The organism is Xenorhabdus griffiniae (assembly GCF_037265215.1).
Classification (GTDB): Bacteria; Pseudomonadota; Gammaproteobacteria; order Enterobacterales; family Enterobacteriaceae; genus Xenorhabdus; species Xenorhabdus griffiniae.
Window position 1 is genome coordinate 3,005,254 of the sequence record NZ_CP147737.1, and the last position, 15,976, is coordinate 3,021,229.

At 45.5% G+C, this 15,976-nt stretch carries 12 protein-coding genes; 7 read left to right on the forward strand and 5 right to left on the reverse strand.

The window, feature by feature from the left end:
- Nucleotides 1-10: 10 nt before the first annotated feature.
- Genes menE through menD form a run of 5 tightly spaced genes read right to left on the reverse strand, consistent with a single transcriptional unit; the run spans nt 11 to nt 5,730 of the window.
- On the reverse strand, nt 11-1,432 hold the full coding sequence (gene menE / locus WDV75_RS13080) for an o-succinylbenzoate--CoA ligase (RefSeq protein WP_273570373.1): 1,422 nt from the start codon (nt 1,430-1,432) through the stop codon (nt 11-13).
- Nucleotides 1,423-2,403, reverse strand: coding sequence for an o-succinylbenzoate synthase (gene menC, locus WDV75_RS13085; protein ID WP_273570389.1), 981 nt, complete (start codon nt 2,401-2,403; stop codon nt 1,423-1,425). The genes menE and menC overlap by 10 nt, the downstream gene beginning before the upstream one ends.
- Nucleotides 2,404-2,419: 16 nt before the next feature.
- Nucleotides 2,420-3,277: a 1,4-dihydroxy-2-naphthoyl-CoA synthase gene (gene menB / locus WDV75_RS13090; protein WP_273570374.1), complete on the reverse strand. Its 858-nt coding sequence runs from the start codon at nt 3,275-3,277 to the stop codon at nt 2,420-2,422.
- A gap of 12 nt (nt 3,278-3,289) precedes the next feature.
- Nucleotides 3,290-4,096 carry a 2-succinyl-6-hydroxy-2,4-cyclohexadiene-1-carboxylate synthase gene (gene menH, locus WDV75_RS13095; RefSeq protein ID WP_273570375.1) on the reverse strand — a complete coding sequence of 269 codons (807 nt, stop codon included), beginning with the start codon at nt 4,094-4,096 and terminating at the stop codon, nt 3,290-3,292.
- A complete protein-coding gene (gene menD, locus WDV75_RS13100) occupies nt 4,057-5,730 on the reverse strand; it encodes a 2-succinyl-5-enolpyruvyl-6-hydroxy-3-cyclohexene-1-carboxylic-acid synthase (RefSeq protein WP_273570376.1) in 1,674 nt (557 codons plus the stop codon). The genes menH and menD overlap by 40 nt, the downstream gene beginning before the upstream one ends.
- A 1,156-nt stretch (nt 5,731-6,886) precedes the next feature.
- On the opposite strand from menD, the gene pgaA reads away from it, so the two are divergent.
- The 7 genes from pgaA (at nt 6,887) to WDV75_RS13135 (ending at nt 15,936) form a co-directional block, all read left to right on the forward strand.
- Nucleotides 6,887-9,370, forward strand: coding sequence for a poly-beta-1,6 N-acetyl-D-glucosamine export porin PgaA (gene pgaA, locus WDV75_RS13105; protein ID WP_273570377.1), 2,484 nt, complete (start codon nt 6,887-6,889; stop codon nt 9,368-9,370).
- A gap of 10 nt (nt 9,371-9,380) precedes the next feature.
- Nucleotides 9,381-11,417, forward strand: coding sequence for a poly-beta-1,6-N-acetyl-D-glucosamine N-deacetylase PgaB (gene pgaB, locus WDV75_RS13110; RefSeq protein ID WP_273570378.1), 2,037 nt, complete (start codon nt 9,381-9,383; stop codon nt 11,415-11,417).
- Nucleotides 11,410-12,741, forward strand: a complete 1,332-nt coding sequence (gene pgaC / locus WDV75_RS13115) for a poly-beta-1,6-N-acetyl-D-glucosamine synthase (protein WP_273570379.1) — start codon at nt 11,410-11,412, stop codon at nt 12,739-12,741. Before pgaB ends, pgaC begins: the two co-directional genes overlap by 8 nt.
- A complete protein-coding gene (pgaD, locus tag WDV75_RS13120; protein ID WP_189758181.1) occupies nt 12,738-13,169 on the forward strand; it encodes a poly-beta-1,6-N-acetyl-D-glucosamine biosynthesis protein PgaD in 432 nt (143 codons plus the stop codon). Before pgaC ends, pgaD begins: the two co-directional genes overlap by 4 nt.
- Nucleotides 13,170-13,571: 402 nt before the next feature.
- Entirely contained in the window at nt 13,572-14,186 is a 615-nt protein-coding gene (locus WDV75_RS13125) for a YfiR family protein (RefSeq protein WP_273570380.1), read from the forward strand.
- Nucleotides 14,187-14,191: 5 nt separating this feature from the next.
- Nucleotides 14,192-15,454 (forward strand): diguanylate cyclase domain-containing protein, encoded by a 1,263-nt coding sequence (locus tag WDV75_RS13130; RefSeq protein WP_189758179.1) that lies wholly within the window; start codon nt 14,192-14,194, stop codon nt 15,452-15,454.
- Nucleotides 15,451-15,936, forward strand: coding sequence for an OmpA family protein (locus WDV75_RS13135; RefSeq protein WP_273570381.1), 486 nt, complete (start codon nt 15,451-15,453; stop codon nt 15,934-15,936). Before WDV75_RS13130 ends, WDV75_RS13135 begins: the two co-directional genes overlap by 4 nt.
- The last annotated feature ends 40 nt before the right edge of the window (nt 15,937-15,976 follow it).

Consider the following 15,976-nt stretch of genomic DNA (forward strand, 5'->3'; position numbering starts at 1 on the left):
AATAACGTTATCATTTATTAGATTTACTATTTATCTCCGTTATCCACTGCATAACTTGTTGGCGAGAAACCTTTATTCCGCCATTTTTCAGTTGAGCAGGTAACACATAACAGGCAACAGGCCGCTGGAAAGCCGCGGTTTTATCCGCAAGCCAATCAATAATTGTCTCTGTTAGTGCAGGATACTGAGTTTCAATTACCGCTACTGGCCGATGACCGAATTCAATATCAGGAATGGGAACAACAAAACTCTGTTCAATTTGAGGATGTTGGTTAATGATCCGCTCAATATCTTCTGGCTGGATACCCTCCCCACCACTAAAGAATTGGTTATCGAGACGCCCTAAAATCCGCAACTCTCCCTGTTCAAATACGCCTCGATCACGGGTTGAAAACCATCCTTCGTTATCTGCCAATGGCTGCAATTCTCCATTAACCCAATAACCCATCGCGATACTATCAGCACGGAGCTGAATTTCTTCATCGACTAAGCGAATGGATTTTCCGGGGAGCGGATTGCCTACCCCAGGCAACCCATCAGCGCGTTTTGCGCAAACAGTGGATGCCATTTCTGTCAACCCATAGCCACACCAACAACGAATACCCAGTTCTTCAGCCCGTTGGGGCAGTGACGTCGGTATCATTGCGCCTCCCAATAACACTTCTTTTAATGTCAATGGATAGTTGTGGGGTTGTTCCAGCAAACGCCACAGTTGAGTAGGTACAAGTGATGCATGGGTACAACCAGACAGCGCACGATCCAGCGGGTGTAAATCCCTCAGCACTAATGTTGCGCCTGTTTGTAACCAACGCCAAAGGATCCCCTGGCCTGAAACATGAAACAAGGGCAATGACAGTAACCAACTATCATCTGGCTGAAAATCCATACAGGAAAGAATACCTTGAGCGCTGGCAAGATGAGCACCTATGGCGTGTACCGCAGCCTTGGGTAACCCAGAAGAGCCAGAGGTCAGGATCATGCTGGCAGGGCGTTGACTTTCCCACATCACCAACAGGTTGTTTTTTGCACGCTCATCATGTTTCGCCGGAAACTTTTGTTGCCAGTCAAGTCTCTTAACTGGCATAACAGGCGAAGGCGAGTTCGTGAAATCCACCCCATAATCCATATTGAGATGAGGCAATAGCTCCGCCAGCAACCGATCAGGTAACTGAGGATTAAGAAGTAACGCTCTGGCACCACATCGCAGGATAGCCAGGTAACATAACAGAAGTTCCGCGCTGTTTTTACCTCTCAGGATCACACCACTACCTTCCACCACACCCTGTTGGTGGAAATGGACAGCAATAGCATTGATACGTTGCGTTAATTGATGCCAGGTTAGTTGCTCATCATCTAACTGAATAGCCTGTTTTTCAGGTAAGGATGCAGCCCAATGCTGCCACGGCCATTGAGTCCACTCTATTACTGACATTTATGACTCCACACCATAGCCAGCTTCTCCAGCATGACACATGGCATATGGCTCTCTGGCCAACAACGAATAAGTTGTGACTGGATAAGATCCAAAGTATCCAAACCCGGAAGTGAATCAGGTGTGAGCCATTGCGCAAGACGCGCCAATTGTGTCAAGCCAAAGCTAGTTTCAATGCTGGAGCTAATAACAGCCTCTAACCCTAACTGATGTGCTTCAGTAATTAATTGACGGCAACGGTCAATACTGCCTGTCAATGTTGGTTTGATGATAATAGCAGAAACACCCTCCTGAGCTTCTACAGTAAAACCGGCTTCACGGACACTTTCATCCCATGCAATGGCGATACCCGTTTCACGAGCAAACGCCAGAGATTCATCCCTGGTTTTGCAGGGTTCTTCGATAAAAGCAATTCGGTGCCGATAATCTGGATTGACATACTTAGCGAAACCTTCTGCTTTTGTACGTGTCCAACTACGGTTAGCATCTAATCGCAATCGGAGATCAGGCACCGCTTCAAGCATCACATTGACTACCATGCCATCCCGTACAGCTTCATACAGCCCCACTTTCACTTTAGCAATCTTCTGACCTGCCATATTACCCAAACGCAGGATCACATCATCAGGATCGCCGGTACATAACGGCGCCTTGCAATAATTAGCTGTTTCGGGTAACTCTCCCCGTAATTCAGCCAGTGCACAGCTTAGGCCAAACGCAACGGAAGGCAGATCGCTCTCTTCTGGCTGTGTCCCCAGACACCAGTGTTGCAGCCATTCCACCGCCGATGCTTTAGCTTGTTCAGGCGTTTCATGGCTAAATTCAGGCAATGGGGAAATCTCTCCCCAACCGTCTTGTCCATTTTCCTGCAAGTGCACCAAAAACCCGTCACGGGTTTTCAGGCGCTGATAACGCAAAATGATACCTGCCTCCATAGGCAGGCTGAATTGGTACAAAGTTGCTTTACGCATAATGGATGACAACTTATTACGGATTACGCTTGAACTTACTGAAATCAGGATGGCGTTTTTCGTTGAACGCATTGCGCCCTTCCTTCCCTTCTTCGGTCATGTAGAACAGCATAGTGGCATTACCCGCCAATTCCTGTAAACCCGCCTGACCATCGCAATCTGCGTTCAATGCCGCCTTCAGGCAACGCAACGCCATTGGGCTGTTTTCCAGCATTTCACGACACCAGCGCACCGTCTCTTTTTCCAATTTGGCATAAGGTACAACGGTGTTCACCAGTCCCATATCCAGTGCCTCTTTAGCATTATATTGGCGGCATAGGAACCAGATCTCGCGCGCCTTTTTCTGTCCTACGATCCGCGCCATATACGATGCCCCCCAGCCACCATCAAAAGAACCGACTTTAGGGCCAGTTTGACCAAAAATGGCATTATCCGCCGCAATGGTCAAATCACACATCAAATGCAGGACATGCCCGCCGCCAATGGCATATCCCGCAACCATGGCAACGACAGGTTTTGGACAGGTACGGATCTGCCGCTGAAAATCTAATACATTCAGATGATGTGTTCCGCTGTCATCTTTATAACCACCATAATCACCACGGATTTTTTGGTCGCCTCCAGCACAAAACGCTTTTTCTCCCATTCCTGTCAGAATAATCGTTCCAATTGCTTCGTCATAACGGGCATCTGCCAACGCCTGAATCATCTCTTTGACGGTCAGGGGGCGGAATGCATTACGCACTTGTGGGCGATTAATCGTAATCTTGGCAATGCCATCTGTGGATTTATGGTAGAGAATATCTTCAAACCCTTGGGAACAATCTTGCCACTCAATAGGGGCATATAATTTTTCTTCGCTTGGGTAATGCATTATTGTGTTTCCTTAACCAAAAAATGATAAAAAACAGTTCACTGCGCTGGAAAAAGCCACAGGATTGCCATAATGAGCATTATGTCCAACTTGAGGAATGGTTGTTAATGGCAACGTATATTGCTGTGCTATGCTCTGGAATTTACGATCATTTTCCCCACATAAGTAAGAGAAAGGAATAGATATTTGCTGTAAAGCAGGAACTAGCCAGGGTTGGCGGCCTAACGAGGTGTTTTCCAGCATATCTGCGATACGATCTCCTCTGTTTTGGCTGCGCAGATGAATAATTTGCTCACGTTGTGCCGCCGTTAAGTCAGCGAATATCGGTTGTTGATACCAATCAGGCAAGACTGACGCCATTGGCTCCTGGCGAAAACGTTGCGCCCAATGCTGATCACTGCGCAATCGCACATCACGCTCCTGCTGGGAAAACAGCCCCGGATTGCCTCCTTCCACTAGCAACCCGCGCAGGCCATTTTGTTTGCCATAGAGCGCATGGTACATAGCTATTCGTCCACCCAGTGAATAACCAATCAAACAGTAATCATTGATTGAATGCCCGATTAGGGTTGCCGTCAGCAATTCACTCATCTCGGCAAAACCGCCAGTCACATTCACATTGGCGGAATTACCGTGTCCCGGTAAATCAACAACCAATGAAGGATATCGATCACAAGCATCCACGACTGGAAACCAATCGTCGCCGCTTCCCAATAATCCATGTAACCAGACTAACCACGTCCCTTGGTTATCGGTATGAAATGCCTGACAGTTTAGTTTCACAGCGCCGCCACCTGTTCCAGTAACTCTTGCAGGCATATTGCCCCTGCATTGCCTGAAACCTTTAACTCAATCAATGTCGTCTCCTTACGATCCCATACTTGTTGGGCACAGCGTTTTAATTCCGGCCAATTTTGCGGTGCTGCATAGTTTAGGCCGAACATGGCAGCAACATGATCAAAATTGACATCTTGCGGCATACAGTAAAAACGCTGACGTTCTTCCTGTGGTGTTGGTAACAGCGAAAAAATCTGCCCGCCATTATTATTCACTATGATCAATAACATGGGAGCGGAAAGATGGCGTAATAAAGCCAGGCTATTCAGGTCATAAAGGGCGGAGATATCACCTATAATCGTGAGTGTCGGTTTATTGGTTGCCCGCTGTACGCCCGCGGCAGTCGCGATCAAGCCGTCTATACCACTGGCACCTCGGTTACTGTAAACCGGATAACCCACGGGAAGTTGCCCCAACGCATCAACCAAACGCACAACCAAGCTATTGCCAACAAACAATTGCCCTTGCTCTGGCAACAATTGGTGCAATTGATGCGCAACTGCGGCCTCGCTGAATTCTCCCGTCAACTTTGTTTCAACACACTTAAACGCGCTTTTTGACCATAAGTTCAATTCCTCTGCCCAAGGTGCTCGTGAATATGCGGGATGCTCCCGTAACCAATCAGTTACACTGCAAGTGAATTTGCGTCCTCTATGGTTTGCAGGATCAAGTCTGCCGACAATGGGATCGACAATCCAATACTGTTCAGGTTGGCACTTAGCCTGCCATTGCAACAATCGCTTGCCTGTCAAGCTCGCACCAAATTGGATCACCAATTGCCCTTGCGCCAGAATCTCCTGAGTGCGGGGCTGAGTCAGCCATAAATCTGTACATGGCAAAGGCTGCCCCGTTTGGGATAACACGTCACCAATAAGCGGCCAGCCCATCTCTTTTGCCCATTGAGCAACATATTTGCCCTCTTCTGCACTCATTCTCCCTGCCAGTACAATTCCCCGTTTTTTCTGCCAGATATCCCAATCGACTGCCTTAAGGGTGGTATGCACTTCTGGCTCGGCCAACCACGGTTCATGCCCTTGCCACCACGCTCCTAATGTTTGCAACCAATCTTGATGCGCTGTCATTTCATTACCATACAAAGGCTCCGCAAATGGGCAATTAATATGTAGCGCACCGTGTTTCAGGTTTGACATTGCATTATCGATGGAAGAAACCAACCAGCTGGCAGGGATCTCTGTGGTTGGTCGTGGCAGGGCCAAAGTTTGCGCAGGATGAGAAGCAAAAATCCCTACCTGACGAATAGCTTGATTAGCACCACAATCGATTAATTCAGGCGGCCTGTCCGCGGTGAGAAAGACCAATCGTTCTCCCGTCAAGCCCGCTTCAATTAAAGAAGGATACAAATTGGCAACTGCCGTTCCAGACGTCACAATAACCGCAATCGGTTCTTTGCCCGCTTTTGCCAATCCTAAGGCCAAATAGCCTAACCCGCGCTCATCAAAATGAGTATGACAAATCAACTTATGATTTTCTGCGGCAGCCAATGTCAATGATGTTGAACGAGAGCCGGGAGCAATGCAGACATGACGCAATCCGTGGCGAGTTAATGCTTCCAATAAAAGTTCCGCCCAGCGGCGGTTGAGTGCGCTGTTTGACATATAATGCTCAAAAAATTCTTTCAAAAATGATGCCAAAGAATAAGAAATAATTATATATACGCATTAAACTTCAAGCTGCAATTTACAACACCATATGAAACGTGATTTTTCCCCGCTTCGCGGGGAGAAATCACTCGCATCTTGAAGTTAGATTGGTATAAGACGCTCTTGATCTTAATTGCGGGTAAAAACGATTTCCTTATCTTAGTTCAAGGAATTGTCATTTAAATAGCGTTTCAAAATGAGATGCGTCTTATATCTCCCCGCTATGCGGGGAGATATAAACAATCACATTGATTTGCAAGCTGCAACTTGAAGTTGGATTGGTATATAAAATCCATTGATAACAAAACTGAAAAATAATTAGTGATTAAGCTAATAGCTTTTCAGATAAATCTGAATATGATCATCTCACGTTATCTGCAAACGATAGTAATATCCATAAAATTACTCATGTAAATCACCAACACAATATTGTTTAAACTTCACACAAAAAAGAGAATAATCGAATACCAATTTCGCTAATATTTTCGCTTTGTGGATTAAAAATAGTATTTAATTTTGAAATATCGTCATATTACGTTCAATAAACCACATATTCATACTAAAAAAATAAACCAATCTCATTTCAACCAATTTATTTCAAATATACGTATTAAACTTCAAGTTGCAATTTACAACACCATATGAAACGTGATTTCTCCCCGCTTCTCGGGGATAAATCACACGCATCTTGAAGTTAGATTGGTATAAAAGACTCAACAATCAATAGTATTCACTTCTCGGCAATAAAAAATATTTTTATTCAGTCTAAGTTTTTTTCATTGAAATCAATCCTAATATTACTCTTTACCTCTAAAAGTATTTTTACGACAGAAAAATATTCATGCAACCAATTGATTTAAAACAAATAAAGTAATTTCAAAACATAAATATCACTATTGCACATTATTTTATATAGACATGATATCAATGCAAAATCAAATAACTGCAATTATTTCACGAAATTTTCCCATTGATATAAATTCACACAGTAAGTATTATTCTGCCTCTTCAAAAATGAAGAATGTAAAAATTCATCTTAATCTAAATTAAATTCAATTCCGTCTGGTCCTGCTATTTGTAAAACCAATATGCAGTATAAAAAGGGGATAGCGTGTCATATCTTTATTTCCGTCCGATGGGCTTTCATAGATATCGGTATAAGTTGTTATCGTTATTTATATCACTAAGCTGTTTAATAACAACGGAATCCGCTCAGGCAGATTACGATGCATTAATTCAACAAGCCAGAAAGGGGAATACCCGCCCCATGCTCGAATATATCCGTCAGGAAGAAAAACGACATCATCTCTCTTCCTCACAAGTTGCTGATTGGTTACAAGTTGCAAGTTGGGCTGGACATGATGATGAAGTGATTTCTCTCTGGCAACGCTATCGCTCAATGGCTATACCTGCCAGAGGGATCGCGGCTATTGCCCGCGCCTATCGCCACCAACGCCAATGGTCACAAGCAATCCAGATGTGGCGAACAGCCCTGACCTTGGACAAACAGAGCCGCGATATCAAGGCTGGCCTTATCATGACGCTCGCCGATGCCAAACAAGACGCAGAAGCCCGTCACTTGGCAAAAGAGTTATTGGCGCATCAACCCGACGCTGCTAATTACCGTTTGCTGGCCTATGTTGATCAAGCTGCCGGCCGGACATGGGATGCCATGCAAATGCTTTCTATCGCGTATAAACGGTTTCCCGACAATAAAGAAGTCACCCAAGACTATCTGTTCAGCCTAAAAAACCATCGGATCAGTGATCCTGCATGGCGTTTAGGACAACAACACGCCACACAATTAACCACGACGCAACTGCGCAGGCTGGAAGCTGACGCCGCAGCAGAATTGGTTCGCTTGTCAATGATCCCTAACCGTAGTGAAACAGAGCGCTTTGACATTGCTGACCGAGCACTTGCACACTATGAGCATATGCTTAATCAATGGCATAACCTGCCCGATGCACAACAAGATTACCAACGTGCGCGCATTGATCGGCTTGGTGCCCTTCTTTCCCGCCATCGGATGCAAGAAGTCATTGATGAATATCTAATCTTGCAAAAACAAGGTCTACCTATCCCAGGATATGCGCAGAAATGGGCGGCAGCAGCTTACCTGAATCTGCGCCAGCCAGAAAAAGCACGAAATATTCTGCACTCTTTAAATTACCCTGATGAAAATATCTCGCCGTCAGGGAAAATATCATCGCCCAATATTCCCCTTGAAGATGATATCGTCCTTTTTTATGCGAATGTGGAAAGTGAGCATCTGGATGCAGCCCAACAGCTTGCCACCGATCTCAAACAGCGCAATCCTTATATGCTTAATGTCTTTGGCTCTCCCATCCGCGTTCCGAATGATGACTGGCTACAAGGGCAACAGTTTTTAGCAGAATCTGCACAATTACGTGAAGACCTTCCTGAAGCAGAAAAACGCTTCACCCATTTAGCACGCACAGCGCCTGGCAACCAGAAATTGCGGATTGATCTGGCGGCTATCTGGCTGGATCGTGGTTGGCCACGCCGTGCTGAAAGTGAATTAAAGCAAATTGAAGGACTCGATCACCGTAATCTGGCATTGGAAATCCAGCAAGGCTATACCGCCCTTGCCTTGCAAGAATGGCAACAGATGGATTTGCTGGCCGATGATGTTATTACCCGCGCACCAGAAGATATGCTCGCTAAACGCCTTAACCGTCTGCGCAATGTGCATCATATGTCAGAACTGCAAATTAAGGTCAATCAAGGCATTAATTCAGATAATCCAGAAAGTGGTAAACACAGTTCAGATATTGACGCAATACTTTATAGCCCTCCCTTTGAGGATAATTGGCGCTTATTTGCCGGTGGTGCTTACAATCGCGGCCAATTTTCAGAAGGCCGGGGGCTAAACCGTGATTTACGCGGCGGTGTAGAGTGGCGTTCGCGGGATCTTTGGCTGGAAAGTGAAGTTTCTGCGCGTCATTATCGTCATGGCAGCAAAGTGGGACTACGGATCGCAGCCTGGTATGACTTCAATGATCAATGGCGACTGGGTGGCTCCGCAGAACGCCTTGCCCGTAATACCCCCCTGCGTGCGTTGAGCAATAATATTCACGCCAATGGTGGACAAATTTATGCTCGCTGGAGATACAGCGAACGCAGCCAATGGAGCGCTCGCTTTGCTCCTGCATTCTTTTCAGATGGCAACCATCGCTTTGAATATGGCATTGATGGCCTTCAACGCCTATATACCGCCCCTTACCTGAAGCTTGATGGGCAGTTGGAACTGAGTACAACTCACAATACTCGGCAAAATACCCCCTATTTCAATCCCAAAAGCGACTTTACCTTCCTGCCTGAACTGGAAGCAGACCACACCATATATCGGCACTATCAAACTGTCTGGAGCCAGCAAGTTGTGGCTGGTATTGGGCAATATTGGCAGCAAGGGTACGGCGGTGGCCTGATCACAAGGATTGGATATGGTCAACGTATTAAATGGAATGATGTTATTGACGCAGGGGTAAGGCTCACGTTGGATAAACGTCCTTATGACGGTAAACGCGAAAGTAATTTGCAAGCGGCTTTTGATTTAATCTATCGGTTCTAAAGGATTTTTTATGACATACAATGTTTTTCGTCATTGGTTGATGATATCGGCACTACTGGTTAGCCTGTTGATTTCCCAGCTTGGCATACTGGCATATGCAGAAAAACCTGATTTCGTTCCACCAGCCCAACGGCCGCTTCCTATGAATGAACGCCCCTGGCCTAAAAATGGCTTTGTCGTTTTGGCTTACCATGATGTTGAAGATGATGGTGCAGATCAGCGTTTTATGTCAGTCCGTACCAGCGCATTGAACGATCAGTTTGCCTGGCTGCGGGAAAACGGCTACCAACCGATTACAGTCGACCAAATTCTCACTGCCAATCAAGGCGGTACGCCATTGCCGCCCAAAGCGGTATTGCTGACTTTCGACGATGGCTATAGCAGCTTTTACCATCGCGTCTTTCCGCTGCTGAAAGCCTATAACTGGCCAGCTATTCTGGCTCCTGTTGGGATCTGGGTTGATGCGCCAGCCGAAAAACCCGTTGATTTTGGTGGGTTGATGGTAGCGCGGGAGCGGTTCACTACCTGGGAACAGGTGGCTGAGATGTCTCGTTCTGGTTTAGTGGAAATAGGCTCTCATACTTATCAGCATCATTACGGCGCCATCGCTAATCCACAAGGCAATACTGAGCCGGCCGCAGCCATTCGCATTTACGATCCGAAAACCAGAAAATATGAAAGTGAGCAGGCGTTTCGTCAGCGGATGGAAAAGGATATCGCCACGATCACTCAAAGAATTATCGCAGCCACAGGCAAGCAGCCACGAGTCTGGATTTGGCCTTATGGCATTGATAACGGTGTTACCCTGGAAATAGCCAAACGCTATGGCTACAAAATGGCATTGACTCTGGATAATGGGCTGGCAAATGTCAACAATCTTGATAATGTTCCACGGATTTTGCTTACCCATAACCCTTCTCTGAAAGAATTCGCCGAGCAGGTCATTCAGGTACAGAATAAACCGTTCTTACGGATTGCTCATATTGATCTGGACTACGTTTATGATCCAGATCCCGCTCAGCAAGCCGATAATCTCGATAAACTGGTCCAGCGCGTTGCCGATCTGCGCGTCAATACCGTTTTCCTGCAAGCCTTTGCTGATCCCAAAGGCGATGGCAATGTACGTGAACTCTACTTTCCTAATCGCTGGCTACCAATGCGAGCGGATCTCTTTAACCGTGTCGCCTGGCAATTGCACAGCCGCCTGAACATTGAAGTTTATGCGTGGATGCCTGTTTTGGCCTTTGAACTGGAGTCTTCCCTCCCGCGGGTGATGAGCTATGACCCAAGCCATAACAGGCTGTTTGTCAACCCGACACAATATCGTCGTTTATCGCCTTATAACCCAGAAAATCGCCGAAGGATCAAAGAGATTTATCAGGATTTGGCCTCTCATGCTATTTTTCAGGGTATCTTGTACCACGATGATGCCGTCATGTCTGATTTTGAAGATGCTGGCGCAGATGCCATCAACGCTTATCAGGCCGCAGGTTTATCTGCTTCCATTACAGAAATTCGGCAAGATCCGGAACAATTTGCTCGTTGGACACGTTTTAAAAGCCAATACCTGATTGATTTCACTCATGAGTTAACCAGAGAACTTAAGTCAATACGGGGTTATCAGATCAAAACGGCACGCAATATTTTTGCCCTGCCCATTCTGGAACCGGACAGCGAAGAGTGGTTTGCCCAAAATCTGGATGATTTCCTCGCTCATTACGATTGGGTTGCTCCAATGGCAATGCCATTGATGGAAAATGTGCCACTAGCAAAAAGCAATCAGTGGTTATCCCGATTGGTGAAAATCATTGCTCAACGTCCACAAGCACTGGACAAAACTGTTTTTGAATTGCAATCCGTAGATTGGCGCAAACCACTGGATAAAAGAGCAATTTCAGGGCACCAATTAGCAGAATGGATGCGTCAATTGCAGCTCAATGGCGCACAGAGCTTCGGTTACTACCCTGATGACTTTCTCAACAATCAACCAGAAATGAATGATATCCGCCCTGTTCTTTCTCCTGAATGGTATCCACTTAATGATTGATCGTATTATTGCTTTTGCCGTGCTCTGCCTGGTATTGAGCATCCCTCTCGGTATCGCTATCACCTTTACCGGGGAAGTCATGCTGAACTTTGTCTTCTTCTGGCCTTTGTTCATGTCGGCCATCTGGATCTCAGGAGGGATCTATTTCTGGCTCTATCGGGAAAGGCATTGGAAAATCGTTGATGAAGAAGCCCCGCATCTTGCAGGTGATCCTCTGATTTCAATTTTGATCCCTTGCTACAACGAAGGACCAAATGTTCGCGAGACCCTGCTGGCCGCCTTGAACCAGCGCTATCCCAATGTTGAAGTGATCGCTATCAATGATGGTTCAACTGACAGCACCGCAGATGAACTCAATGCGATGGCAAAACAGCATCAAGCCCTAAGAGTGATACACCTGAAACAGAATCAAGGCAAAGCGACTGCACTTCAAGCGGGTGCGGCCGCCGCGAGAAGTGATTATCTGGTTTGCATTGATGGCGATGCCTTATTAGATCGCGATGCCGCTGTTTGGCTGGTCAAGCCCATGATTGATCATCCCCGTGTTGGTGCTGTTACAGGCAATCCCCGCGTTCGGACACGATCCACTTTAGTGGGACGCATCCAGGTTGGAGAGTTCTCTTCCATCATTGGCCTAATCAAGCGTACCCAACGGGTTTATGGTCAAGTTTTTACTGTTTCAGGGGTTGTTGCAGCCTTTAATCGTCGTGCTCTGGCCGACGTGGGGTATTGGAGTAATGACATGATCACCGAAGATATTGATGTAAGTTGGAAACTCCAATTACACCATTGGTCCATTTTTTTCGAACCCCGTGCCATCTGCTGGATCTTAATGCCTGAAACCCTACGGGGATTATGGAAGCAGCGGTTACGCTGGGCACAGGGTGGAGCCGAAGTTTTCCTGAAAAACCTGCGTCAATTGTGGTCATGGCGATATCGCCGCATGTGGGGGTTATTTGCTGAATTCTGCTGCTCCGTTATCTGGTCATTTACATTTGCCTTTTCCATCATTTTATTTTTACTTGGCATGTTCATCACATTACCGGAAAACATTCGCGTCTATACGCTATTTCCACCTGGGTATACAGGGTTGGTTCTGGCAGCTACCTGCCTGATCCAGTTTACCGTCAGTTTAGTGATTGAACGGCGCTATGAAAAACACGTTGCTTCATCGCTGTTCTGGGTGATTTGGTATCCGATGGTTTATTGGATGCTAAACCTATTTACGACTCTGGTATCTTTTCCCAAAGTGATGCTTAAAGTACACAGAAAACGCGCTCGCTGGGAAAGCCCTGACAGGGGAATAGAGAGAATCGAATCATGAAAGAACCATTGATTTTTACCGAACAAAGGTTATGGCCACGTTTAATTGATATTCTGTTGACCGTCCTGGCTTGGGTGGGGTTTATCTATTTATTCATGGTGGGATTATTTTACACCTCCCATAATGGTCCCAGGCCTTTTACGGCGACAGTATTTACTTCAGAATTGGGAACTATCACCCTTTATATTGGCATTGCCATATTTAATGCATTTTTGCTCATTGGCTGGGCGAAATACAACCAACGTCGATTTAGGATCGAACGTCGTCGTCACCGACCTGCGTTAACTCACACTGAGGTGGCGCAGAGTTTTACTTTGGAACAAAAATTGTTTGATACCTTAAGGCAAAGCAAAGTTTCCAGTATCACTTATGACAATCATGGACATATAATAGGAATCGATGAAGATGTATCAATATATACGCATTAAACTTCAAGTTGCAATTTACAACACGCTATGAAACCTGATTTCTTCCCGCTTCGCGGGAAGAAATCACACGCATCTTGAAGTTGCAGCTTGCAAATCAATGTGATTGTTTATATCTCCCCGCATAGCGGGGAGATATAAGACGCATCTTGAAAGGCGATTGCTATAGAAATAATCTTTATTCACTAAAAATGAAATTATACCTTAAAGGTATCAATTAGATTGATAATAATCTTATTTGGCAAGTAATAACTGTACAACCTATCTCATTCAGTTTCATTTCTTCAATGAGATAGGTTTTGGTTAAAGAACAGATTTTATCAATAACTTTAACACGATCATTCACACAACCATTGACAATATGAAAAACAAATACTGGATGAAAAATATATACTGGAACCCGATATGAAAGTAATTGAACGGATTCATCATCTTTGTAAACGCACTATTTTTAAACGTTGTGTCTCCAGATTATTTCTACGGGTATTGATGACCTTATGCTTAATCACCGGTACATGTCAGTCAACCGTAATGGCTATGCCTGACACCAATGAAAAACGAATAATCAATGAAAAAACAGCACACACCGAAAATGTTGCGCGGGTAGTTTCTGGAATTATCAGTTATACCCACTGGCCTATTACACCTACTATCCTGCACTTATGTCTGGTTCCTCCATCCAATTACATTAGCGCCTTAACCCACATTGATATGATTTCTGATCACACAGAACTGCAAGTTGAAACACTCAATTTCAATGTAGAACAACTCATAGAAAAATGTGATGTCATTTACTATGGTCAAGTCGACCCACAACTTCAACACCAGGTAATCAACCTGAAAAATGACAAGCCACTGCTTACCATTGCTGAAAATAATCCGAACTGCGAAATTGGCAGTGCATTTTGCCTCAATATTAACAGCACGCCGGCAACATTTAGCCTCAATCTTGATATTCTGACGCGCAGCGGCGTGCGCGTACAGCCGAATGTCCTGCAATTGGCTCGTAAGGTGGAATAATCTATATGAAAAAACGTTATTCACTGATGCCCTCGCGCCCGACTTTACGTCATGCTTTCCACCGGATCCATTTGGTCATTACATTTATCATATTATCCGTAGTCGGCTTGTTTTTATCGTTACTGGCATTGCTTGCCATGCAGAAATATGCCGAAAACAGTTTAAAACTGATTGCCACGACCATTGCTCATACCGCACAAGCCGCCGTAGTTTTTCAGGATAAAACCGCAGCAAACGAAATATTGGAAATGATTGCCGTTCACGATGGTTTTACCGAAGCCAAAATTTTTGATGCAAAACAACAGGTGTTAGCGAGTTGGCAAGCCAATCAGGAAACTCGGACGGGTAATTTCAAGAAATTGATCGAGCACTGGCTTTTTCCTGAACCTTTCACCCTGCCAATTTACCACCATCAGCAAAAAATAGGCTCAGTCTGGTTGCTTGGTAACAGCTGCCACATCATCAAATTTGTTTATCAGGCCCTGCTGGTGCTATTTGCCTGTCTGCTGTTCAGCGCCGTCATTTCACTCTACCTCTCATTGCGGATGCACGATGGTATCGTCAAGGCGCTGCAAAATATTACGGCCGTCGCCCATGATGTGCGGCAACGGCGGACATTTTCACGGCGCGTGCCCTCGGCCCATATTGCTGAGCTGCATGAGCTAAGTCAGGTTTTCAATCACCTGTTAGAAGAGCTGGAAGAGTGGCAACATCATCTGCAAACAGAAAAAGCCGCTTTAACCTGGCAAGCACAACATGATTCCCTGACAGGCTTACCAAATCGGGCAACTTTTGAACGCGTGCTTTCAACCGTCATGGGCGATAAATTTATGCGTGAAAGTGCAGCGATATTATTTATTGATGGTAATAGGCTGAAATATGTCAACGATGTCTATGGACATGCTGCTGGCGATCACGTGCTTGTCACTATCGCCGCCACCTTAAAACGAAGAGTAAGAAAAACAGATACCGTTGCCCGACTTGGCGGGGACGAATTTGCTATCCTGCTGCCTTCGGCCAATCTAGAAGACGCAGAACGCGTTGCCAAAAATATCATTCATGCCATGGATACCCCCATTCTCCTTCCCAACGGACAACATCTACGTATCACACTTAGCATTGGTATTGCATTATCCAATGGTGAACTAACAGCAGAACAACTACTCTCTGAAGCCGATGCGGCGATGTATCACATTAAACAACGAGGCGGTGGCTGGTATTCCGCTGATACAACAAAACTGAACTATCTATCAAGGAACCTTCTATGAGCAGAAATCGTTATTGTGTATTTATCTTGGCGTTTATTGGCGTACTTTTCCTCAGCGCCTGCCAGAGTAAAGGAGCATTGACAACCGCACAAATCGCCGCACTTAAACAACAAGGGTTTCAACAAACTGATGAAGGCTGGTTATTTGGTCTATCAGAAAAGGTGCTGTTTGATAATAACCAATTTCACTTGCGTCCAGAAGGTGAAACAAAATTAAAACAACTCGCCAGTGTCTTATCCAAAGTGGGTATCCACCACGCACGCCTTGATGGTCACACCGACAACTACGGAGAAGTGAGTTACAACAATCAATTATCATTGAAACGTGCCAACACCGTTGCAGATGCACTGACACAGGGAGGTATGCAGCGTAATAATTTGATAACCCGTGGATTAGGGCCAAGCCAACCTATTGCCGATAACCGAAGCGCAAAAGGTCGGGCAGAAAATCGCCGAGTTGCCATTGTGATAACGACACCGTGATAGCTATACCATGAAGCAGGCAATATGGGTTTTAACACAG